Source organism: Burkholderia sp. BCC1993 (genome assembly GCF_905339865.1).
GTDB lineage: Bacteria > Pseudomonadota > Gammaproteobacteria > Burkholderiales > Burkholderiaceae > Burkholderia.
In genome coordinates this window covers 17,785-38,907 of sequence record NZ_CAJPGZ010000007.1, presented here as the reverse complement: position 1 = coordinate 38,907, position 21,123 = coordinate 17,785, and the positions used below count along the sequence as shown (strand labels likewise).

The 21,123-nt window shown below is 68.2% G+C and carries 20 protein-coding genes; 5 read left to right on the top strand and 15 right to left on the bottom strand.

Annotated features, from left to right (window positions below):
* Positions 1-243 precede the first annotated feature (243 nt).
* The 4 genes from U4Y91_RS12845 to U4Y91_RS12830 form a co-directional block, all read right to left on the bottom strand.
* Positions 244-2,751, bottom strand: a complete 2,508-nt coding sequence (locus U4Y91_RS12845; RefSeq protein ID WP_321805366.1) for a DNA internalization-related competence protein ComEC/Rec2 — start codon at positions 2,749-2,751, stop codon at positions 244-246.
* A gap of 57 nt (positions 2,752-2,808) precedes the next feature.
* Positions 2,809-3,597: a TatD family hydrolase gene (locus U4Y91_RS12840; RefSeq protein ID WP_321805365.1), complete on the bottom strand. Its 789-nt coding sequence runs from the start codon at positions 3,595-3,597 to the stop codon at positions 2,809-2,811.
* 64 nt (positions 3,598-3,661) lie between these two features.
* Positions 3,662-4,420, bottom strand: coding sequence for a lipoprotein-releasing ABC transporter ATP-binding protein LolD (lolD, locus tag U4Y91_RS12835; RefSeq protein WP_081051465.1), 759 nt, complete (start codon positions 4,418-4,420; stop codon positions 3,662-3,664).
* The gene (locus tag U4Y91_RS12830; RefSeq protein WP_044848183.1) at positions 4,413-5,666 is read right to left on the bottom strand and encodes a lipoprotein-releasing ABC transporter permease subunit; all 1,254 of its coding nucleotides are present in this window, start codon (positions 5,664-5,666) and stop codon (positions 4,413-4,415) included. Before U4Y91_RS12830 ends, lolD begins: the two co-directional genes overlap by 8 nt.
* A gap of 146 nt (positions 5,667-5,812) precedes the next feature.
* Between U4Y91_RS12830 and U4Y91_RS12825 the strand changes: the two genes are divergently transcribed.
* The 5 genes from U4Y91_RS12825 to U4Y91_RS12805 all read left to right on the top strand — a co-directional run bounded on the left by U4Y91_RS12825 (position 5,813) and on the right by U4Y91_RS12805 (position 12,588).
* Positions 5,813-6,889 (top strand): regulator, encoded by a 1,077-nt coding sequence (locus U4Y91_RS12825; RefSeq protein WP_321805364.1) that lies wholly within the window; start codon positions 5,813-5,815, stop codon positions 6,887-6,889.
* 10 nt (positions 6,890-6,899) lie between these two features.
* Positions 6,900-8,597 carry a single-stranded-DNA-specific exonuclease RecJ gene (gene recJ, locus U4Y91_RS12820; protein WP_321805363.1) on the top strand — a complete coding sequence of 566 codons (1,698 nt, stop codon included), beginning with the start codon at positions 6,900-6,902 and terminating at the stop codon, positions 8,595-8,597.
* A 183-nt stretch (positions 8,598-8,780) separates the two neighbouring features.
* Positions 8,781-9,885, top strand: a protein-coding gene (gene prfB, locus U4Y91_RS12815; protein WP_321805362.1) for a peptide chain release factor 2 whose coding sequence is annotated in 2 segments (ribosomal slippage) — positions 8,781-8,861 and positions 8,863-9,885 — 1,104 coding nt in all. Because the reading frame shifts where the segments join, the coding sequence is not laid out codon by codon here.
* Between the two features lie 75 nt (positions 9,886-9,960).
* The gene (gene lysS, locus U4Y91_RS12810) at positions 9,961-11,487 is read left to right on the top strand and encodes a lysine--tRNA ligase (RefSeq protein WP_321805361.1); all 1,527 of its coding nucleotides are present in this window, start codon (positions 9,961-9,963) and stop codon (positions 11,485-11,487) included.
* 345 nt (positions 11,488-11,832) lie between these two features.
* Positions 11,833-12,588 carry a glycine zipper 2TM domain-containing protein gene (locus U4Y91_RS12805; RefSeq protein WP_321805360.1) on the top strand — a complete coding sequence of 252 codons (756 nt, stop codon included), beginning with the start codon at positions 11,833-11,835 and terminating at the stop codon, positions 12,586-12,588.
* Between the two features lie 117 nt (positions 12,589-12,705).
* Here the strand turns inward: U4Y91_RS12805 and iscX are convergent, their stop codons facing one another.
* The 11 genes from iscX to U4Y91_RS12750 form a co-directional block, all read right to left on the bottom strand.
* Positions 12,706-12,915 (bottom strand): Fe-S cluster assembly protein IscX, encoded by a 210-nt coding sequence (gene iscX / locus U4Y91_RS12800; protein WP_124614543.1) that lies wholly within the window; start codon positions 12,913-12,915, stop codon positions 12,706-12,708.
* Positions 12,916-12,959: 44 nt separating this feature from the next.
* Positions 12,960-13,301 (bottom strand): ISC system 2Fe-2S type ferredoxin, encoded by a 342-nt coding sequence (gene fdx, locus U4Y91_RS12795; protein ID WP_040144570.1) that lies wholly within the window; start codon positions 13,299-13,301, stop codon positions 12,960-12,962.
* A gap of 88 nt (positions 13,302-13,389) precedes the next feature.
* Positions 13,390-15,258, bottom strand: coding sequence for a Fe-S protein assembly chaperone HscA (hscA, locus tag U4Y91_RS12790; protein WP_321805359.1), 1,869 nt, complete (start codon positions 15,256-15,258; stop codon positions 13,390-13,392).
* A 54-nt stretch (positions 15,259-15,312) separates the two neighbouring features.
* Entirely contained in the window at positions 15,313-15,840 is a 528-nt protein-coding gene (gene hscB, locus U4Y91_RS12785) for a Fe-S protein assembly co-chaperone HscB (protein ID WP_044848201.1), read from the bottom strand.
* 94 nt (positions 15,841-15,934) lie between these two features.
* Positions 15,935-16,258, bottom strand: coding sequence for an iron-sulfur cluster assembly protein IscA (gene iscA, locus U4Y91_RS12780; protein ID WP_014896627.1), 324 nt, complete (start codon positions 16,256-16,258; stop codon positions 15,935-15,937).
* 64 nt (positions 16,259-16,322) lie between these two features.
* Positions 16,323-16,730: a Fe-S cluster assembly scaffold IscU gene (gene iscU, locus U4Y91_RS12775; RefSeq protein ID WP_009691729.1), complete on the bottom strand. Its 408-nt coding sequence runs from the start codon at positions 16,728-16,730 to the stop codon at positions 16,323-16,325.
* A gap of 68 nt (positions 16,731-16,798) precedes the next feature.
* Positions 16,799-18,022, bottom strand: coding sequence for an IscS subfamily cysteine desulfurase (locus U4Y91_RS12770; protein WP_321805358.1), 1,224 nt, complete (start codon positions 18,020-18,022; stop codon positions 16,799-16,801).
* A 63-nt stretch (positions 18,023-18,085) separates the two neighbouring features.
* Positions 18,086-18,625: a Fe-S cluster assembly transcriptional regulator IscR gene (gene iscR / locus U4Y91_RS12765; RefSeq protein ID WP_321805357.1), complete on the bottom strand. Its 540-nt coding sequence runs from the start codon at positions 18,623-18,625 to the stop codon at positions 18,086-18,088.
* A gap of 117 nt (positions 18,626-18,742) precedes the next feature.
* Positions 18,743-19,225, bottom strand: a complete 483-nt coding sequence (locus U4Y91_RS12760; protein ID WP_321805356.1) for a low molecular weight protein-tyrosine-phosphatase — start codon at positions 19,223-19,225, stop codon at positions 18,743-18,745.
* Positions 19,226-19,326: 101 nt separating this feature from the next.
* Positions 19,327-19,554, bottom strand: coding sequence for a hypothetical protein (locus tag U4Y91_RS12755; protein WP_321805355.1), 228 nt, complete (start codon positions 19,552-19,554; stop codon positions 19,327-19,329).
* Positions 19,555-19,681: 127 nt separating this feature from the next.
* A complete protein-coding gene (locus U4Y91_RS12750; protein ID WP_321805354.1) occupies positions 19,682-21,094 on the bottom strand; it encodes a lactate utilization protein B in 1,413 nt (470 codons plus the stop codon).
* Positions 21,095-21,123: the final 29 nt, after the last annotated feature.

The window sequence follows — 21,123 nt, the reverse complement described above, 5'->3', positions numbered from 1 at the left end:
AGCGCCTACTCCCGTCCCATGCTTCGCGGTCGACCGGAGTTGGTGCTTTAGCGCCTACTCCGGTCCCATGCTTCGCGGTCGGCGGGAGTTGGTGCTTCAGCACTTACTCCTGTCCCATGCTGCGCGGTCGATCGAAGTTGGTACTTCAGCACCTACCCCCGTCCCATGCTTCGCGGTCGGCGGGCTCCAGTGCTTCAGCACGTGATCCGGTCTCTTCGTTCCTGCCGCGAGCCATCGCGCTACTCACCGGTCCATCCAGTACCGTCGCTGCGCATCGCGATAACGCTCGAACGCAAAACCGCCGCCCGCCGGCGCGACGTCGAACCGCACGGCCCCGTCGCGATCGGTGCGCGGCAGCGGAATCCCGCGCGCCTCGTAGCGCGCGAGGACCGTCCGGTGCGGATGCCCGAAGCGATTGCGATAGCCTACAGGAAATACCGCGACGCGCGGCCCGACCGAATCGAGGAAAGGCTCGACCGACGACGTGCGGCTGCCATGGTGCGGCACGACGAGGATCTGCGCGGCCAGCGCGTCGCGCGCGTCGGCCACCAGGCGGCGCTCGGCGCCTGCCTCGATGTCGCCCGTCAACAATGCCGACGTGTCGCCCGCGTCGATGCGCAGCACGCACGATTGCTCGTTCGACGAGCCTGCAACCGCCACGCGCGGCGGCCACAGCATCGTGAAGACGACGCCGTCCCAGCTCCACCGCTGCCCGGCCGCACAAGGCAACCGATCGGTCACGCCGGCCGCCTGCGCGTCGCGCCATAGCCGGTGCCGCGGCGCGATGCCGGCGACCAGCTGGCGGACCTCGGCGGCCGCATAGACGGCCGCCGCGCCGCCCGCGTGATCGGCGTCCGCATGACTGAGCACGAGCGCATCGACGGTCCGGATTCCACGCGACCGCAACGACGGCGCAACGATCCGCTGACCGGCATGAGTCGACTCCGCCCCCGGCCCCGCATCGAACAGCAAGGTCCGGCGCGCGGTCTCGACCAGCACCGACGCGCCCTGCCCGACGTCGAGCACGGTCAGCCGGAAGCCGCCCGGCGGCGGTTTATCGGGCGCCGGCGCAAGCAGCGGCAGCCACGTGATCGGCGCCGCCCAGCGCAGCGGCCAGCCACGCGGCATCAGAACCCACGCGACGCCCGCGCACGCGAGCGCCAGCACCGGCCCGTCCGGCATGCGCAGCCAGAACACGCCGCCCGGCCAGTCGGCGAGATGCCGGAGCAGCGTCATCATCGGTTCGAGCGCAGCATGCGCGAGCCGGAACGCATGCGCGTCCAGCGGGGCGGGCAACCCGATACCGGCGAGCACGACCGGCGTCACGACGGCGCTGACCCACGGAATCGCGAACGCATTGCCGAACGGGCCGGACACCGAGATCTGCGCGAACCACGCGGCCGTCAGCGGCGCGAGACCGATCGTCACCGCGTACTGCACGCGCGTCGCCTCCGCGATTCGGCGCCCGGCACGCGCGCACCCTGCTCGCAGCCACCGCCAGCGGTCGACCGCGGCGGTGCCATCCCCCGCACCGTCGCCGCTGTCGTGCCTGTCGCCCCCGTCGAATTCGCGCACCGCGCGCCAGCCTGCGACCGCCATCAGGATCACCGCGACCGCGCCGAACGACAGCCAGAAACCAGCGGACAACACGGCCCACGGATCGGCGAGCAGCACGCCGCCGAGCGCCGCGCACAGCACCGCGGACGTCGGCACGCTGCGTCCGGCCAGATAGGCGGCCGCACCGGCCGCGATCATCCACCATGCGCGCTGCGCCGGCACGTTGAAGCCGGCGAGCGCCGCGTAGCCGGCGGCGGCCGTCAGCGCGGCAACGGAAGCCACGTAAGGCGCGGGTATCATCAGCGCCGCCGCACGTCCCCGCCAGCGCAGACGCCGCCAGACGATCGATGCGATCCCGCCGGCGATCGCGCCGACCAGCCCGACGTGCAGCCCCGAGATCGCGACCAGATGACTCGTGCCCGTATTGCGCAGCACGCGCCACGCGTCGTCGCCGATGCCGGATTGATCGCCGACCGCGAGCGCGGTCACGATGCCGCGATGGCGCGCGCCGCCGCCGAGCGCATCGCTGATACCGGCACGCAGCGCGTCGCGCAGCCGATCGATCGACGCGCGCCAACCCGACGCACGCGCGTCGAGCAGTTCCGCCCGCTCGGGCGCGACCACATAGCCGATCGCGCGTATGCCCGCGGCGAGCCATGCCGCCTCGCTGTCGCGCACGCCGGGATTCGCCTCGGCATGCGGACGCTTCAGGCGCACGACGAGGCGCCAGCGCTGCGCGGCGCGCAAATCGGGCATCGCGTCGCGTGCCGCGGGCGCGCCGTACGTGCGCCACGACAACCGGATCAGGGGAGGAAACCGGGCCAGCGCCGCATCGTTCGATTCGACGGCAAACAGCAGTCGCGCACCGGTGTCGTCGATCACCGGCAACCCGCGGATCACCCCCGTGACGACGATGTTGCGCCCTTCCCGCTCGACGGGCAGGCTGTCACGCAGCCGCCATTCGGCGCGCGCGGCCGCATAGCCGAATCCGATCGCACCGGCGGCGCATGCGCACAGCACCCACCGGAGCGCGACGATCGCGCGGGTTCGACGGCGCCGCGCACACCATGCGAGCAGCGCGCCGCAACCGGCCAGCACGGCCGCCCCGCCCGCCCAGACGCCCGCGCCCGGCAACGCCGCCTGCCGCTGCAGCACGACGACGCCGAGCGCGAACGCGATCCACCACACGCGCATCGCGCCTCCTCGTCGACCTGGCGCCGCCGCTGTCGATACGGCGCCTTCCGGCAACGATTATGCGGACGAAAGGGCGAGGCGCGGCAGCGCGGCGAGCGCGTTAGCCGTTGTGGATAGGGACAGCGCGTGCGCGTCGATCCCGCGCAGCTCGGCGAGCACGGCACCGATGCGCGGCACCTGGTCGGGCGCGTTGCGGGACTTGTACGCCCATTCGGGCGCGATGTCGGGCGCGTCGGTCTCGACGACGATCGCGTCGAGCGGCAACTGCGCGGCGAGCCGGCGGATCTGCAACGCGCGTCCGAACGTCACGTTGCCGCCGAAACCGAGATGCAGCCCCTGTGCGAGATACGCGTCGGCCTGCTGGAAACTGCCGTTGAACGCATGCGCGATGCCGCGCCGCACGCCGAAGCGGCGCAGCCCGGCGAGCACGCGGTCCTGCGACTTGCGCACGTGGCACAGCACCGGCAGCTCGAATTCGCGCGCGAGCTTGAGCTGCCCCTGATAGAAGAATTGCTGCCGCGCTTCGTCGAGCCCCGGCACGAAGTAGTCGAGCCCGATCTCGCCGATCGCGACGAAGCGCGGATCGTCGAGGCTCGCCTCGATCTCCATGCGCAGCCGGTCGAGATCCTCGTCGCGTGCGTGCGGCGTATACATCGGGTGGATGCCGAGCGCATAGACCGCGCCCGGGGTGCGCTGCGCCAGTTCGCGCACGGTCGAGAAATTGTCGCGCCCGACACTCGGGATCACGATGCGCGACACGCCGGCCGCACGCGCCGCCTGCGTGACCGCGTCGCGGTCGGCGTCGAATTCGGCGGCATCGAGATGGCAATGCGTATCGATCCACATGGCGGCTTTCCTGCGCCCCGCCGCAACGCCGGGACTCGCCCGGCGGCACGGCGGAGGCGTTCGTTCACACCGGCAGCGCCGGCTCCTCGTGCAGCACGCCGTCGCGCAGGCGCATGATGCGGTCGCAGCGCGCGGCGAGCTCGGGATCGTGCGTGACGATCACGAAGCTCGTTTCGAGCGTCTCGGACAATTCGAGCATCAGGTTGAACACGGTATCGGCCGTCGTGCCGTCGAGGTTGCCGGTCGGCTCGTCGGCGAGCACGCAGGCCGGCTTCGTCACCAGCGCGCGCGCGATCGCGACGCGCTGCCGCTCGCCGCCCGACAGCTCGCCCGGCCGGTGCTTCGCACGCGGACCGAGACCGACACGTTCGAGCATCGCCTGTGCCTGTGCGCGCGCGTCCTCGGTCGTCATCCGGCGGATGCGCAGCGGCATCGCGACGTTGTCGAGCGCGGTGAATTCCGGCAGCAGGTGATGGAACTGATAGACGAAGCCGAGCGCGCGGTTGCGCAGCTCGTTGCGCTCGCGCTCGGCGAGCTGCGTAAACGGCTTGCCGAGCAGCGACACTTCGCCCGCGCTCGGTTCGTCGAGGCCGCCCAGCACGTGCAGCAGCGTGCTCTTGCCGGAGCCCGACGCGCCGACGACCGCCAGCTTCTCGCCGCGCCGCACCGTCAGCTCGGTGTTGTTGAGCACCTGCACGTTGAAGCCGCCCTGCACGAACGCCTTCGTGATCCCGCGCGCCTGAAGCACGTATTCCTGCATACCTGCCGAATCCTGTCTGATGGGTTGTCGTGAATCCGCGAATGCGGTCGCGCGATCATTCATAGCGCAGCGCCTCCGCCGGCTTCACCTTCGCGCCGCGCCAGCTCGGATAGAGCGTCGCGACAGCCGACAGCACGAACGCGATCAGGCCGATCTTGATGACGTCGCCCGCGACGAGCTCGGACGGCAGCTCGCTGATGAAGTACACCGATGGCGGCAGGAACTGCACGCCGAACAGGTGCTCGATCATCGGGATCAGCCACGGAATGCTCCACGCGATCAGGCAGCCGAGCGCGACGCCCGACGCGGTGCCGACGAAGCCGATCGTCACGCCCTGCACGACGAAGATCTTCATGATCGAGCCCGGCTGCGCGCCGAGCGTGCGCAGGATCGCGATGTCGGCCTGCTTGTTGGTCACCGTCATCACGAGCGACGACACGAGGTTGAACGCGGCCACCGCGATGATCAGCGTGAGGATGATGAACATCATCCGCTTCTCGATCTGCACGGCCGAGAACCAGGTCTTGTTCTGCTGGGTCCAGTCGCGGATGTACAGGCTGCCCGACAGCGTATGCGACAGCTCGACCGCGACCTGCGGCGCCTTCTGCATGTCGGTGAGCCGCAGCCGCACGCCGGTCGGCGCGGCCATCCGGAACAGCGCCTCCGCGTCGCGGATGTTGATCATCGCGAGCGTGCTGTCGTATTCGTAGTGGCCCGACTCGAACACGCCGACGACCGTGAACTGCTTGAGCCGCGGCATCATCCCGGCCGGCGTGATCGTGCCTTCGGGTGCGACGAGCGTGACCTTGTCGCCGACCGTCACGCCGAGATTGCCGGCGAGCGCGTCGCCGAGCACGATGCCGAACTGGCCGGGCACGAGCGCGGCGAGCTGGCCCGCCTTCATGTCCTTGCCGATGTCCGACACCTGCGGCTCGAGCGACGGCTCGACGCCGCGCAGCATCACGCCGCTCACCGCGTCCTGGCGCGTGAGCAGCGCCTGCGCGTCGACGTACGGCGCCGCGCCCGTCACCGACGGATTGCGGCGCGCTTCCTGCGCGGTCAGTTGCCAGTCGGGCATCGAGCCGGTCGGCGAGAACACCTCGACGTGCGCGAGCACCGACAGCATGCGGTCGCGCACTTCCTTCTGGAAGCCGTTCATCACGGACAGCACGACGATCAGCGCCGCGACGCCGAGCGCGATCCCGAGCATCGACACGAGCGCGATGAAGGAAATGAAGCCGTTGCCGGTCGTGCGTTTGCCGGCGCGCGTGTAGCGCCAGCCGATCTGCCATTCGTACGGAAGTTTCAAGCGAATCCTTTCTGCTGGTTACGGCGGGGATGGCGGCCCGAGGCCGGAGCGCCGCCCGGGGCGCGGTCGAAAAAAGCGGTCGCCGGACGCAATCGGGCCCAATCGGACCGTCAGCCGGCCCGATCACGCGCGCAGTTTGCCATACAATGCGCACCATCATGCATGACCGACGCCTCCATTTTCTCGTTCCGTTCGCGCTGCCGTCGGCGGCCGATGCGGCCTCGTCCCTGCACACGCTGGACAGCCCCGCGCTCGAAAAGTTGCTCGCCCGCGCGAGCCTCGTCGAACGCGTGGCCGGCGAGGACTTCCAGCGCACGCTGCCGCACGAGCGCTGGCTGGCCCGCCGGTTCGGCGCGACCCAGGGCAACGCCGCCGACGAGGCGCCGCTCGCGCCCTACATGCTGCTGGCGGACGGCGGCGCCCCGGGCACCCAGGCCTGGGCGTGCGTCGAGCCCGTCCATGTCGAAATCGCGCACGATCACCTCGTGCTCGTCGACCCGGCGAGCCTCGCGCTCGACGATGGCGACGCCGCCGCGTTGCTGGCGGTCGCGCGCCCGCTGATCGAGGAACTCGGCGTGCAACTGGAAGCGCCGCATCCGGCGCGCTGGTACCTGTCCAGCGAGCAGCTCGCCCGCCTCGCCGGCGCCGCGCCGCTGCGCGCCAGCGGCCGCAATATCGAAATCTGGCTGCCGCACGAGGCGCACACCGGCGAACGCTCGCGGATGTGGATGAAGCTGCAGAACGAAGTGCAGATGGCGTGGTTCCAGCATCCGGTCAACGAAGCGCGCGAAGCGCGCGGGTTGCCCGCCGTCAATTCGATCTGGTTCCACGCGCAGGGCACGCTGAAGCCGGTCGGCAAGCCGTTCGCGCGCGTGCTGTCCGTGTCGCCCGCCGCGCTCGGCCTCGCGCGCGCGGCGCAGGCCGAGGCCGGCGCCGTGCCGGCCGCATTCGGCACATTGCACGCCGCCGCCGGCGCGACGCTCGTCGAGCTGCCCACGCTGTCCGCCCCGTTCATCGAACAGGACTGGGCACGCTGGCACGACGCGCTCGCCGCGCTCGAGCGCGACTGGTTCGCGCCCGCCCTCGCCGCGTTGCAAGACGGTGAGCTGGCCGGCGTCGACTTCACGCTGTGCGGCGACACCAGCTCCGTGACGCTGCACGCGACGCGCGGCGACCTGCGCAAGTTCTGGCGCCGCCGCGCGCTGGCATCCCTGTTCGAATAACCCGACCTGTATGACCCGGATCGTTACCCGCCCCGTCGCGCCCGCCGACGCCGAAGCGCTCGCGCGCCACGGCCTGCACCCCGTCCTCGCACGCCTGTATGCGTCGCGAGGCGTGCAGTCCCCGACCGACATCGAGACGGCGCTCGCGCGCCTCGTGCCACCCACCGAACTGAAAGGCTGCGCGGACGCCGCGGCGCTGCTCGCCGACGCGATCGCCGACCAGCGGCGCCTGCTGGTCGTCGCCGACTACGACTGCGACGGCGCGACCGCCTGCGCGGTCGCGGTGCGCGGCCTGCGGATGTTCGGCGCGCAAATCGACTACCTGGTGCCGAACCGCTTCGAATACGGCTACGGGCTCACGCCCGAGATCGTCGAACTCGCGGCCGCGCGCAAGCCCGACCTGCTGATCACCGTCGACAACGGGATCGCGAGCGTCGCGGGCGTCGAGGCCGCGAACGCACGCGGCATCGACGTGCTCGTGACCGATCACCACCTGCCCGGCGATGCGCTGCCCGCCGCGCGCGCGATCGTCAACCCGAACCAGCCCGGCTGCGCGTTCCCGAGCAAGCACATCGCCGGCGTCGGCGTGATGTTCTACGTGCTGCTCGCGCTGCGCGCCGAGCTGCGCCGCCGCGGCGCGTTCGCGAGCAAGGAAGCCGAGCCGCGTCTCGACGGGCTGCTCGACCTCGTCGCGCTCGGCACCGTCGCCGACGTGGTGCGGCTCGACGGCAACAACCGCGTGCTCGTCGCGCAGGGGCTGCAGCGCATCCGCAACGGCCGCATGCAGCCCGGCATCGCCGCACTGTTCCGCGCCGCCGCGCGTGAAGCGCGCACCGCGTCGGGCTTCGACCTCGGCTTCGGCCTCGGCCCGCGCCTGAACGCCGCGGGGCGGCTGTCCGACATGTCGCTCGGCATCGAGTGCCTGATCACCGACGACATCGGCCGCGCCTGGGACCTCGCGCAGCAGCTCGACGTGATGAACCGCGAGCGCCGCGAGATCGAGGCCGGCATGCAGCAGCAGGCGCTCGCCGATCTCGCCGACGTCGATCCGGCCGACGCGTGCACGATCACGCTGTTCAATCCCGAATGGCACCAGGGCGTGATCGGCATCGTCGCCGGACGGCTCAAGGAGAAATTCCACCGCCCGTCGTTCACGTTCGCGCATGCGGACGAGGCCGGCACGCGGGTCAAGGGTTCGGGCCGCTCGATTCCCGGCTTCCACCTGCGCGATGCGCTCGACCTCGTGTCGAAGCGCGAACCCGACCTGATCGTCGCGTTCGGCGGCCACGCGATGGCGGCCGGCCTCACGCTCGACACCGACAACGTGCCGCGCTTCGCGGCCGCGTTCGAGGCCGTCGCGCGCGAGTGGCTGTCCGACGACGCGCTCGCGCGCGTGATCGAGACCGACGGCGAACTGGAGGAAGCGTATTTCACGCCGCAGTTCGTCGGGCTGCTCGACGAAGCCGTCTGGGGCCAGGGCTTTCCGGCCCCGCTTTTCTCCGGCGAATTCGACGTCGTGTCGCAGTCGCTCGTGAAGGAAAAGCACCTGAAGCTGCAACTGGCGCGCGGCCGCCAGCGCTTCAACGCGATCTGGTTCAACCACACCGAGCCGCTGCCGGCGAGCGCGCTGATCGCGTACCGCCTCGTGGCCGACACGTGGAATGGCGTGACGCGCGTCCAGCTGATCGTCGAACACGCGGCCGGCTGAGCGCCGACCGCCCTGCCACCCGGCCCGCGGCGCCCGCGGGCCATATGCGGCGCACATGCGGACCACATGCGCGCCGCGCCGGACGGGGCCGCGGCGCGCGCGCAAGCACACTCCGCGTCACCGGGAAACCCTGCCGATCGGCTATAATTCCGCTTTTTTACGAAGCAAGAACAGCGAACGATCATGGAAGCGGAACGTCTCAACGCGATCGAAAGCTCCCTGCTCGACCTGCGCAACCGCGCGGGCGAGCTTCGGGGGTATCTTTGACTACGACGCCAAAGCTGCGCGTCTGACCGAAGTCAACAAGGAACTCGAGGACCCGAACGTCTGGAACGATTCGAAGAACGCCCAGGCGCTCGGTCGCGAGAAGAAGCTGCTCGATGGCGTCGTCACGACGCTCACCGTGCTCGATAGCGACCTGCGCGATGCGCTCGACCTGTTCGAGCTCGCACGCGAGGAAGGCGACGAAGACACCCTAGTCGCGTCGGAAGACGACGCGAAGAAGCTCGAAGCGCGCGTCGGCGACATCGAGTTCCGCCGGATGTTCTCGAACCCGGCCGACCCGAACAACTGCTTCATCGACATCCAGGCCGGCGCCGGCGGCACCGAGGCGTGCGACTGGGCATCGATGCTGCTGCGCCAGTACCTGCGCTATTGCGAACGCAAGGGCTTCAAGGCCGAGGTGCTCGAAGAGTCCGACGGCGACGTCGCCGGCATCAAGAACGCGACGGTCAAGGTCACGGGCGAATACGCATACGGCTTCCTGCGCACCGAAACGGGCATCCACCGCCTCGTGCGCAAGTCGCCGTTCGACTCGTCGGGCGGCCGTCACACGTCGTTCTCGTCGGTGTTCGTCTATCCGGAAATCGACGATTCGATCGAAGTCGAGATCAACCCGGCCGACCTGCGCATCGACACGTACCGCGCATCGGGCGCGGGCGGCCAGCACATCAACAAGACCGACTCCGCGGTGCGGATCACGCACATGCCGACCGGGATCGTCGTGCAGTGCCAGAACGACCGCTCGCAGCACCGCAACCGCGCCGAAGCAATGGCGATGCTGAAATCGCGCCTGTACGAAGTCGAAATGCGCAAGCGCCAGGCCGAACAGGACAAGCTCGAATCGAGCAAGACCGATGTGGGCTGGGGCCACCAGATCCGTTCGTACGTGCTCGACCAGAGCCGCGTGAAGGACCTGCGCACGAACGTCGAAATGAGCAACACGAGAGCCGTTCTCGACGGCGATCTCGACGACTTCATCAGCGCGAGCCTCAAACAGGGCGTGTAAGCGCCGCGGCGCGGCCCCTCCGGTCGCGCCGCCCTTCCCGTTGCGTTGCCGCACCCACTCCGAATTCCGACCATCATGACCGAACCGACCCAAACGCAGCCCGCCGTCGCGGCGGACGAAAACCAGATCATCGCCGAGCGCCGCGAGAAGCTGCGCGCCTTGCGCGAGCAAGGCGTCGCCTATCCGAACGATTTCCGGCCGACGCATCACGCCGCCGATCTCCAGGTGAAATTCGCCGACTCGGACAAGGCCGCGCTCGAAGCGAACCCGGTCGAGGTGTCGGTCGCCGGCCGCATGATGCTCAAGCGCGTGATGGGCAAGGCGAGCTTCGCGACGGTGCAGGACGGTTCGGGCCAGATCCAGTTCTTCGTGACGCCGAACGACGTCGGCGCGGAAACCTACGACGCATTCAAGAAGTGGGACCTGGGCGACATCGTCGCCGCACGCGGCGTGCTGTTCCGCACCAACAAGGGCGAGCTGTCCGTCCAGTGCAAGGAACTGCGCCTGCTGTCGAAGGCGCTGCGTCCGCTGCCGGACAAGTTCCACGGCCTCGCCGACCAGGAAATGCGCTATCGCCAGCGCTATGTCGACCTGATCGTCACGCCGGAAACGCGCGACACGTTCCGCGCGCGCACCAAGACCATCGCGTCGATCCGCAAGTTCATGGACAACGCCGAGTTCATGGAAGTCGAGACGCCGATGCTGCACCCGATCCCGGGCGGCGCCGCGGCCAAGCCGTTCGTCACGCACCACAATGCGCTCGACATGCAGATGTTCCTGCGCATCGCGCCGGAGCTGTACCTGAAGCGCCTGATCGTCGGCGGTTTCGAACGCGTGTTCGAGATCAACCGCAACTTCCGGAATGAAGGCGTGTCGCCGCGCCACAATCCGGAATTCACGATGATGGAGTTCTACGCCGCGTACACCGACTACCGCTGGCTGATGGACTTCACCGAGCAGCTGATCCGCCAGGCGGCGATCGATGCGCTCGGCACCGCGACGATCCAGTACCAGGGCCGCGAGCTCGATCTCGCGAAGCCGTTCCACCGCCTGACGATCACGCAGGCGATCCAGAAGTTCGCGCCGCAGTACACCGACGGCCAGCTGTCGGACGACGCGTTCCTGCGTTCCGAACTGAAGCGCCTCGGCGTCGACGTGTCGCAGCCGGCCTTCCTGAACGCCGGCATCGGCGCGCTGCAGCTCGCGCTGTTCGAGGAAACCGCCGAATCGCAGCTGTGGGAGCCGACCTACATCATCGACTACCCGGTCGAAGTGTCGCCGCTCGCACGCGCATCGGATACGATGCCGGGCATCACCGAGCGTTTCGAGCTGTTCATGACCGGCCGCGAGATCGCGAACGGCTTCTCGGAGCTGAACGATCCGGAAGACCAGGCCGCGCGCTTCAAGAAGCAGGTCGAGCAGAAGGATGCGGGCGACGAGGAAGCGATGTTCTTCGACGCCGACTACATCCGCGCGCTCGAACACGGGATGCCGCCGACGGGCGGTTGCGGGATCGGCATCGACCGTCTCGTGATGCTGCTGACCGACAGCCCGACGATCCGCGACGTGCTGCTGTTCCCGCACCTGCGCCGCGAAGACTGACGGCCGTGCCCGCGTGTGCGCCGCGCCCTCGGCGCGCACGCGTCAGCTTTGTAACCACGCGTAAATCCCGCCTGCCGGCGTTCGCCGGTTTTCGATCCTCCCCCGTTTTATCTCCTCGTCGCAACGGCCTTCTCCGGGTTTTCCCGGTAACGCCTGCGGGCCCTCTGCTGCAATTCGTTACACCTTGATACGGTGCGCCGCTCGCTCGTGGACGACACTCCTGTTGCGTCACCACGCATGACCACGGGACCAGAACGAGGCGCCGGAACGCCAAGTCTGCTCGCTCCCGAGCGTGGGATCCGGCCAGCGCCAACGTGCGAAACCGGGTCGACACCGGAGAAGAAAATGGACAACCAGAATCAAACCACGCCGCAAAAGCAACGCCTGCACCCGCTCATCGCGACCGCCGCAGGCGCCGTCATCGTCGCCAGCCTCGCCGCCACCGCCGCGATCACGGGCATCTTCCCGAAGGCCAGCAGCAACAACGCGCAGAACGGCCAGACCCAGGCCGCGCTGATCGCGTCGCAGCCGGCCGTCGATACGGCCGCGGCAGCCAGCGCCGCGCTCGCCGCGCAAGCGCAGCAGCAGGCAGCCGAACAGGCCACGCAGAAGGCGGCGGCCGAGAAGGCCGCTGCGGAGAAAGCGGCTGCGGCACAAGCCGAGCCGAGGCCCGCGCCGCGCCCGGCAGCCACGCACCACCGCCATACGCCGGCGCCGCAACCGCCGCAATACGCGCAACAGTCGTCCGCACCCGCGCAGCCGGCCTATTGCCAGACCTGCGGCACGGTCGTCGCGATCACGCAGACGCGTACGCCGGGCCAGAGCTCGGGGATCGGCGCGGTCGGCGGCGCAGCGGCCGGCGGCCTGCTCGGCAACCAGTTCGGCCACGGCAACGGCCGCACCGCGATGACGATCATCGGCGCGCTCGGCGGCGGTCTCGCCGGCAACCAGGTCGAGAAGCAGGTGCGCGCGGAAACCGACTACCAGGTGCAGGTCCAGATGGAAAGCGGCGCGACGCGTACGTTCACGTACCACAACCCGCCGCCGTTCGGCCAGGGCCAGCGCGTGCGGATCGAGAACGGCACGCTGGTCGGCGCATAGCGCACGACGAATCGCCGGGCGGCCGTGCGCCGCGCCGGAAACGAAAAAGGCTCGTGAAGCATCACGAGCCTTTTCTTTTTTGGCGGACGCCACGCGGTGCGGGCGTCGGCGCGAACCTCAGTCTTCGTCGTCGAAATCCGATTCGTCGATCCAGTGAGCCTGGATCGCTTCGAGGATCTTCTCGCCCGAGTGCGCCGGGTCGTCGGTGAAGCCGTCCAGTTCGATGACCCATTGGCGCAGGTCGACGAAATTGATCCGCTGCGGATCGACGTCCGGATGCTTGTCTGCCAGCGCGATGGCGATGTCGCGCGAATCGGTCCATTTCATGGCCTGCTCTCCCGTATACGTGGCGAGTCCGCCCCGCCGATCCGTCAGTGATTTTCCTTCGCGTGGTTGATCGAGTACTTCGGGATCTCGACCACCAGGTCCGAATCTTCCTTCACGATCGCCTGGCACGACAGGCGCGATGTCGGCTCGAGGCCCCACGCCTTGTCGAGCAGGTCGTCTTCGTCCTCCTCGGACGGCTCGAGATCGTTGAAGCCCTCGCGGATCACCACGTGGCAGGTCGTGCAGGCGCACGACTTCTCGCACGCATGCTCGATCTCGATGCCGTTGTCGAGCAGGTTGTCGCAAATACTCTTGCCGGGCGTCGCGTCGATCACTGCGCCGTCCGGGCACAGTTCGACGTGAGGCAGCACCACCAGTTGAGGCATGTCCGTTCCGTCAGTCAGGGTGCGGCGGCTGGCGCCGCACGGTTCAATATCGCGCGGGCCGTCGCCGGCCCGCGTGCAGTTCGTTCGTTCAGATCTCGTCGAGGCGGCGGCCCGACAGTGCGCGCTTGATGCTCTTGTCCATCCGGCGCGCCGCGAATTCGTCGGTGCCGTCGGCCAGCGTCTTGGTCGCGGTTTCGATCGCGTCCGTGTCGTCGCCCTGCGCGATCGTGCGCAGCGCCGCGACGAGCGCGTCGACCTGCGTGCGTTCGGCGTCGTCGAGCAATTCGCCGTCGGCCGCCAGCGCCGCCTGCGTCGCCTCGATCATCCGCTCGGCCTCGACCTGCGCTTCGCGCAGCGCGCGTGCCCGCATGTCGATCTCGGCGGTCTTGAAGCTGTCCTCGAGCATCTTCGCGATGTCGTCGTCGGCGAGGCCGTACGACGGCTTCACGACGACCGACGCCTCGACGCCCGAATGCTGCTCGCGCGCGAACACCGACAGCAGCCCGTCCGCATCGACCTGGTAGGTCACGCGGATGCGCGCCGCACCGGCCGTCATCGGCGGGATGCCGCGCAGCTCGAAGCGCGCGAGCGACCGGCAGTCGGCGACGAGTTCGCGCTCGCCCTGCACGACGTGGATTGCCATCGCGGTCTGGCCGTCCTTGAAGGTCGTGAATTCCTGCGCACGCGCGATCGGAATCGTCGAATTGCGCGGGATGATCTTCTCGACGAGACCGCCCATCGTCTCGACGCCGAGCGACAGCGGGATCACGTCGAGCAGCAGCCAGTCGTCGCCGCTGCCGCGATTGCCGGCGAGCAGGTCGGCCTGGATCGCCGCGCCGAGCGCGACGACCTGGTCCGGATCGAGGTTGACGAGCGGCGGCTGGCCGAAATACTTCGCGACCGCCTCGCGGATCACCGGCATGCGCGTCGCACCGCCGACCAGCACGACGCCCTTGATGTCGGCCGGGCTCACCTGCGCATCGCGCAGCGCCTTGCGGGTCGGCGTCAGCGTACGCTGCACGAGCGGCTCGACGAGCGCGGCGAACGTGTCGTGCGAGATCGTCTGCACGAGGTGTGCACCGGTCGACAGCGTCACGTCGAGCGACGCCTGCGGCGCGGACGACAGCGCTTCCTTCAGCACGCGCACGCGATCGAGCAGCAGACGCACGTCCTCGGGCGCGAGCGCCTTCGCGTCGATGCCGGCCTGTGCGAGCACCTGGCCGAACAGCGCGTGGTCGAAATCGTCGCCGCCGAGTGCGGAATCGCCGCCCGCGGCCAGCACTTCGAACACGCCCTTCGTCAGCTTCAGGATCGACAGGTCGAACGTGCCGCCGCCCAGGTCGTACACCGCGTAAAGGCCTTCGGCCGCGTTGTCGAGACCGTAAGCGATCGCGGCCGCGGTCGGTTCGTTCAGCAGGCGCAGCACGTTGAGGCCCGCGAGGCGCGCGGCGTCCTTCGTCGCCTGGCGCTGCGCGTCGTCGAAGTACGCGGGCACCGTGATCACCGCGCCGACCAGGTCGTCGCCGAGCGTGTCTTCCGCACGGTAACGCAGCGTCGCGAGAATCTCGGCCGACACTTCGACCGGGCTCTTCACGCCGTCGATCGTGCGAATCTGCACCATGCCGGGTGCATCGACGAATTCGTACGGCGCATTCGCCGCGCCTTCGACCTCGGCCTTGCCGCGGCCCATGAAGCGCTTGACCGACACGATCGTGTTGCGCGGATCGGTCGCGGCCTGCTCCTTCGCTTCGTGACCGATGCGGCGGCCGCCCTTCTCCAGATAACGGACCACCGACGGCAGCAGCGCGCGGCCCGCTTCGTCCGGCAGCACTTCGGGCACGCTGTTGCGCACGGCCGCGACGAGCGAGTTCGTCGTGCCGAGATCGATCCCGACAGCGAGTCGCCGCTGGTGCGGCGCCGGCGCCATGCCCGGTTCGGAAATTTGCAGTAAAGCCATCTTGGTTCGTTCGGGCGCTCGGCCCGTTTGCTGCGCGTGCCGCGAGGCACGCGGTTAAGTTTCGAGGCGCTCGATCTGCGCGCCCACTTCCGACGCGACCCGTTCGATGAACATCAGCTGGCGCACGGCCTCGGCGGCGGCCTGGTCGGCCGCGCTGTCCAGCAGCGTGCCGAGGCGCTCGAGGCGCACGCGCTTTTCGTCGCGCAGTTCGGCGAGCAGCGCATCGAGCGCGTCGACGTTGCGGGCAGCCGCGGCATCCTCGATGCCTTCGCGCCACTCCATCTGCTGCATCAGGAACGCGGGCTCCATCGCGGTGTTGTTTTCGGCACCGATGTCGACGCCGCGCAGCGACAGCAGATAGGTCGCGCGCTTCAGCGGATCGCGCAGCGTGCGGTAGGCTTCGTTCGCACGGGTCGCCCATTGCATCGCGATGCGCTTTTGCGCGTCGCCGGCCGCCGCGAAGCGGTCCGGGTGCACCTGCGTCTGCACCGTGCGATAGGCGCTGTCGAGCGCCGTCTCGTCGAGCGCGAATTGCGCGGGCAGGTGAAACAGATCGAAGTGGCTGTCTTTCAGCGAAACCATCGTCGCGTTCAATTCCGGTTCGTCGCGCGGCAAACGCCGCACATTAAAAAGGCGGCCCGTGCCGCCTCTTGCCCGCATCGTGCGGAAACCCGCGTCACACGCGGAACGATTCGCCGCAGCCGCACTCGTCCTTCACGTTCGGGTTGTTGAACTTGAACCCTTCGTTCAGGCCTTCGCGGGCGAAGTCGAGCTCGGTGCCGTCGATGTACGCGAGGCTCTTCGGGTCGACGATGACCTTCACGCCATGGCTCTCGAACACCTGATCCTCGGGGGCCAGCTCGTCGACATACTCGAGCTTGTACGCGAGCCCCGAGCACCCGGTCGTGCGAACGCCAAGCCGCAGGCCCACACCCTTGCCGCGACGGACGAGGTATTTCTGGACGTGCTGTGCTGCTTTTTCGGTCAGTGTAATTGCCATGATGTCCTTGCCGCGGCGCGCCCCCCGGGCCCGCCGCGATCCTTCACAAGCCGCTCGATGCCGCTCAGGCTGCTGCCTGATCGCCTTCCTTGGTGTCGTGGCGCTTCTTGTAGTCAGCCACGGCTGCCTTGATTGCGTCTTCCGCGAGAATCGAGCAGTGAATCTTCACCGGCGGCAGGGCCAGCTCTTCGGCGATCTGCGTGTTCTTGATCGACAGCGCCTCGTCGAGGGTCTTGCCCTTCACCCATTCGGTCACGAGCGAGCTCGACGCGATGGCCGAACCGCAGCCGTACGTCTTGAACTTCGCGTCTTCGATCACGCCGTCCGCGCCGACGCGGATCTGCAGCTTCATCACGTCGCCGCAGGCCGGCGCGCCGACCATGCCCGTGCCGACCGCGTCGTCGTCTTTCGCGAACGAACCGACGTTACGCGGGTTTTCGTAGTGATCCAGAACCTTGTTGCTGTATGACATGACTCAGACTCCTTGACTCGTTACGTCTGCGTGCGCAAATCCGCCCGCGAAAGTATTCAATGCGGTGTTCAGTGTGCTGCCCATTCGATCGTCGACAGATCGACGCCTTCCTGGTGCATTTCCCAGAGCGGCGACAGTTCGCGCAGCTTTGCAATCTTGCTGTTCAGCAGGTTGATCACGAAGTCGACGTCCTGCTCCGTCGTGAAGCGGCCGACCGTGAAACGAATCGAGCTGTGCGCGAGTTCGTCGTTGCGGCCGAGCGCACGCAGCACGTACGACGGCTCCAGCGACGCCGACGTGCACGCCGAGCCCGACGACACCGCGACGTCCTTGATCGCCATGATCAGCGACTCGCCTTCGACGAAGTTGAAGCTGATGTTCAGGTTATGCGGGACACGGTGCTCCATGTCGCCGTTCACGTAGGTTTCCTCGATCTGCGACAGGCCGCGCAGCAGCTTGTCGCGCAGCATGCGGATGCGCTCGTTCTCGGTCGCCATTTCTTCACGCGCGATGCGGAACGCTTCGCCCATGCCGACGATCTGGTGCGGCGCCAGCGTGCCCGAACGCATCCCGCGCTCGTGGCCGCCGCCGTGCATCTGCGCTTCGATGCGCACGCGCGGCTTGCGGCGCACGTACAGCGCGCCGATACCCTTCGGGCCGTAGGTCTTGTGCGCCGAGAACGACATCAGGTCGACCTTCAGCTTCGCGAGGTCGATCTCGACCTTGCCGGTCGACTGTGCGGCGTCCACGTGGAACACGATGCCCTTCTCGCGGCAGATCTCGCCGATCGTCTCGATGTCCTGGATCACGCCGATCTCATTGTTCACGTGCATCACGGATACGAGGATCGTGTCCGGGCGCAGCGCGGCCTTGAACACGTCGAGGTCGATCAGGCCGTCTTCCTTCACGTCGAGATAGGTGACTTCGAAGCCGTCGCGCTCGAGCTCGCGGCAGGTGTCGAGCACGGCCTTGTGCTCGGTCTTCACCGTGATGATGTGCTTGCCCTTGCCCTTGTAGAAGTTCGCGGCACCCTTGATGGCGAGGTTGTCCGATTCCGTTGCGCCGGACGTCCAGATGATCTCGCGCGGATCCGCGTTCACGAGTGCAGCCACCTGTTCGCGCGCTTCCTCGACCGCGCGTTCCGCATCCCAGCCGTACGCGTGGCTGCGCGATGCCGGGTTGCCGAACTGCTCGCGCAGGTACGGCACCATCTTGTCGACCACGCGCGGGTCGACCGGCGTCGTCGCGCTGTAATCCATGTAGATGGGCAGGTGGAGAGTCTCTTGGGTCATCTGTCGCTCCGGGTATTCTGTGCAGGGACTATGTGCGTTATGGGGTGTGCGGCGCGTTCGCGCTCACGAACTCGCGATGTTGAACACCGAATTGGGACCGAGCGGCATCGTGCGCACCGGTTCGGCCGGCGCTGCGGCGGGCTCCGGCGCGCGCCGGTCGCGCAGCACCGAGGGCGCGCCCTCGCGTGCGCGCTGCTGATCGACGAGATCCTGCAGCGATACCGAATCGAGGTATTCGACCATTTTCTGGTTCAGGGTCGACCACAGCTCGTGCGTCATGCAATGGCCGTCGGGCTGCTTCGAGCCGTCGCACGTGCCTTTGCCGCCGCACTGCGTGGCGTCGAGCGGTTCGTCGACCGCGATGATGATGTCGGCGACGGTGACGTCCTGCGCGCGGCGCGCGAGGTTGTAGCCGCCGCCCGGGCCGCGCACGGATTCGACGATTTCATGCCTGCGCAGCTTGCCGAACAGCTGTTCGAGATACGAGAGCGAAATCCGCTGGCGCTGGCTGATGCCTGCAAGCGTCACCGGGCCCTGCTCCTGGCGCAGTGCCAAGTCAATCATCGCCGTGACGGCGAAACGGCCTTTGGTGGTGAGTCTCATGGTGTCTAGGGGACTGCAATCTTGACGATTTTGGTCAAGTATAAATATTTGACGATTTTAGTCAAGTATCCATGTCTTCGACAGGGTATTCGCAGATCGCTGAATACCCCGCCGCGATCAGCGTGCGGTGCCGCTCCGGAGGGTGTCCAGCAGGCCCGCGCACGCGCGCTCGACCTGGTCGAGCACCTGTTCGAAGCCCTGCGCGCCGCCGAAATAAGGATCGGCCACTTCGGTCTCGGCCGCGCCCGGCGCAAATTCCATCAGGAGGCGCACCTTGTCGCGATGCCCGGGCGGGCAGCGCCGCCGCAATTCCGCGAGATTGGCTTCGTCCATCGCCAGCAGCAGGTCGAACCGCTCGAAATCCGCCGTGCTCACCTGCCGCGCCCGCAGCGCCGACAGGTCGTAGCCGCGGGTGCGGGCCGCCGCCTGCGCGCGCGTGTCGGGCGGCTCGCCGACGTGCCAGTCGCCGGTACCGGCCGAATCGACCTCGATCCGGTCGGCCAGCCCGGCCGCGTCCACCTGGTGGCGCATCACGCCTTCTGCGGTGGGCGAACGGCAGATATTGCCGAGACAGACGAAACAGATCGCAACGCGGGTCATCGCACTATCGGAAAGCCGCGGCGAACCGCGCGGGAGAAGAACGCGCCATTATACAAAGGCGCCCGGAATCGCGCCGCCGCGCGAAGCGACGGCGGCGTGCCTTACAGCGCCTTGGGTGCGGCGAGCACGACGTCGCCGGATGCGGCCGGCAACGGTTTCGTCGCGTCGTCGACCAACCCGAACGACACCGCGCGCGCGAGTTCGGCCGATGCCTGATGAACGGCGATCGGTCCACGCGCCGGCGCGTCGGCCATCGCGTGCAGATAAGCGACCGCGGCGAGCGGGACGACGATTGCCAGCGGCCAGTACATCGATATTGTCTTTTTCATGATGCGGCTCCTTGACCTCATGCCCCGAAACCCGATTTCGGGGACTACAGGCAGGATTCTATAGACCGCGCCTATCAAGATAAATACATGAATAGCGAACGCACTGTTGCCGCCCGATGAACAGTCGTCAGCCCAGGTGGCTTTGCGAGGCCGCGTACAGTTCGCGGAACGTACGGCCGGTCGGCGTCGGCATGTCGCGCGTGTCCATCCAGCCGCCCATCATCGGCAGGCGCCGCAGCGTGCCGCCGTTGCCGCCCAGCCGCTCGAGGATCCGTACCGCGAGCTTGGTCGTCAGCGCGTAAAGGAGCGGCCGGCGCGCGACAAAGCCCCACGCGGCGAGCAAGGCGCGCTCGCGCCACGGCCGCAGGTGCCGCTCGACCTGTTTCTCGCGCAGCGTGCGCAGCAGGTGCGACAGCGGGATCCCGGCCGGGCACACGCTGTCGCATTCGCCGCACAGCGTCGCGGCCTGCGGCAGGTCGAGCGCACGGTCGATCCCGACGTAGCTCGGCGTCAGCACCGACCCCATCGGGCCCGGATAGACCCATCCGTACGCGTGCCCGCCGACCTTCTGGTACACCGGGCAATGATTCATGCACGCGCCGCAGCGGATGCAGCGCAGCATCTCCTGGAATTCGCCGCCGATCAGGCCCGTGCGGCCGCCGTCGACGAGCACCACGTAGTTGTGCTCCGGGCCGTCCTCGTCGCCGGGGCCGCGCGGCCCGGTGAGCAGCGAGAAGTAGTTCGAGGTCTTCTGCCCGGTCGCCGAGCGCGGCAGCAGACGCATCGCGGTCGCGAGATCCTCGAGCGTCGGCAGCACCTTCTCGATGCCCGTCACCGCGACATGCACGCGCGGCATCACCGTGCACATCCCTTCATTGCCTTCGTTCGTGACGAGCGCGACCGACCCCGTCTCGGCGATCACGAAGTTGCCGCCCGTGACGCCCATGTCGGCCGACAGGAAATGCGGGCGCAGCACCTCGCGCGCCTCGCGCGTCATGTCCGGAATCTCGGTCAGCCGCTCGCGGTGGTGCGTGCGCGCGAACAGGTCGGCGATCTCGTCCTTGTCCTTGTGCACGACGGGCGCGATGATGTGGCTCGGCGGCTCGTTGTCGTTGATCTGCAGGATGTATTCACCGAGGTCCGTCTCGATCGACTGCACGCCCATCTCGGCGAGCACCGCGTTCAGGCGCATTTCCTCGGACACCATCGATTTCGTCTTGATGACCTTCTTCACGTCGTGGCGCCGCGCGATGTCGGCGACGAGCCGCGCGGCGTCCGCGGTCGTTTCCGCGAACAGCACCGTCGTGCCGCGCCGCGTCGCCTCGCGCTCGAACGCCTCGAGCCACACGTCCAGGTTCTCCAGCGCACGGTTGCGGCGCGCTTTCAGCGCGGCGCGCGTCGCCGGGAAGTCGATCGCGGTCATCGCATCGGCGCGCGCGGACACGAACTTCGTCGACAGCTTCTTCAGGTTCTGCTGCAGGCGCTGGTCGGCCAGCTTCTGGCCGGCGCGCGCCTTGAAATGCATCGATTGAACTTGCATCGCGGTTTCGGGGAAAAGTAAGCGGAACC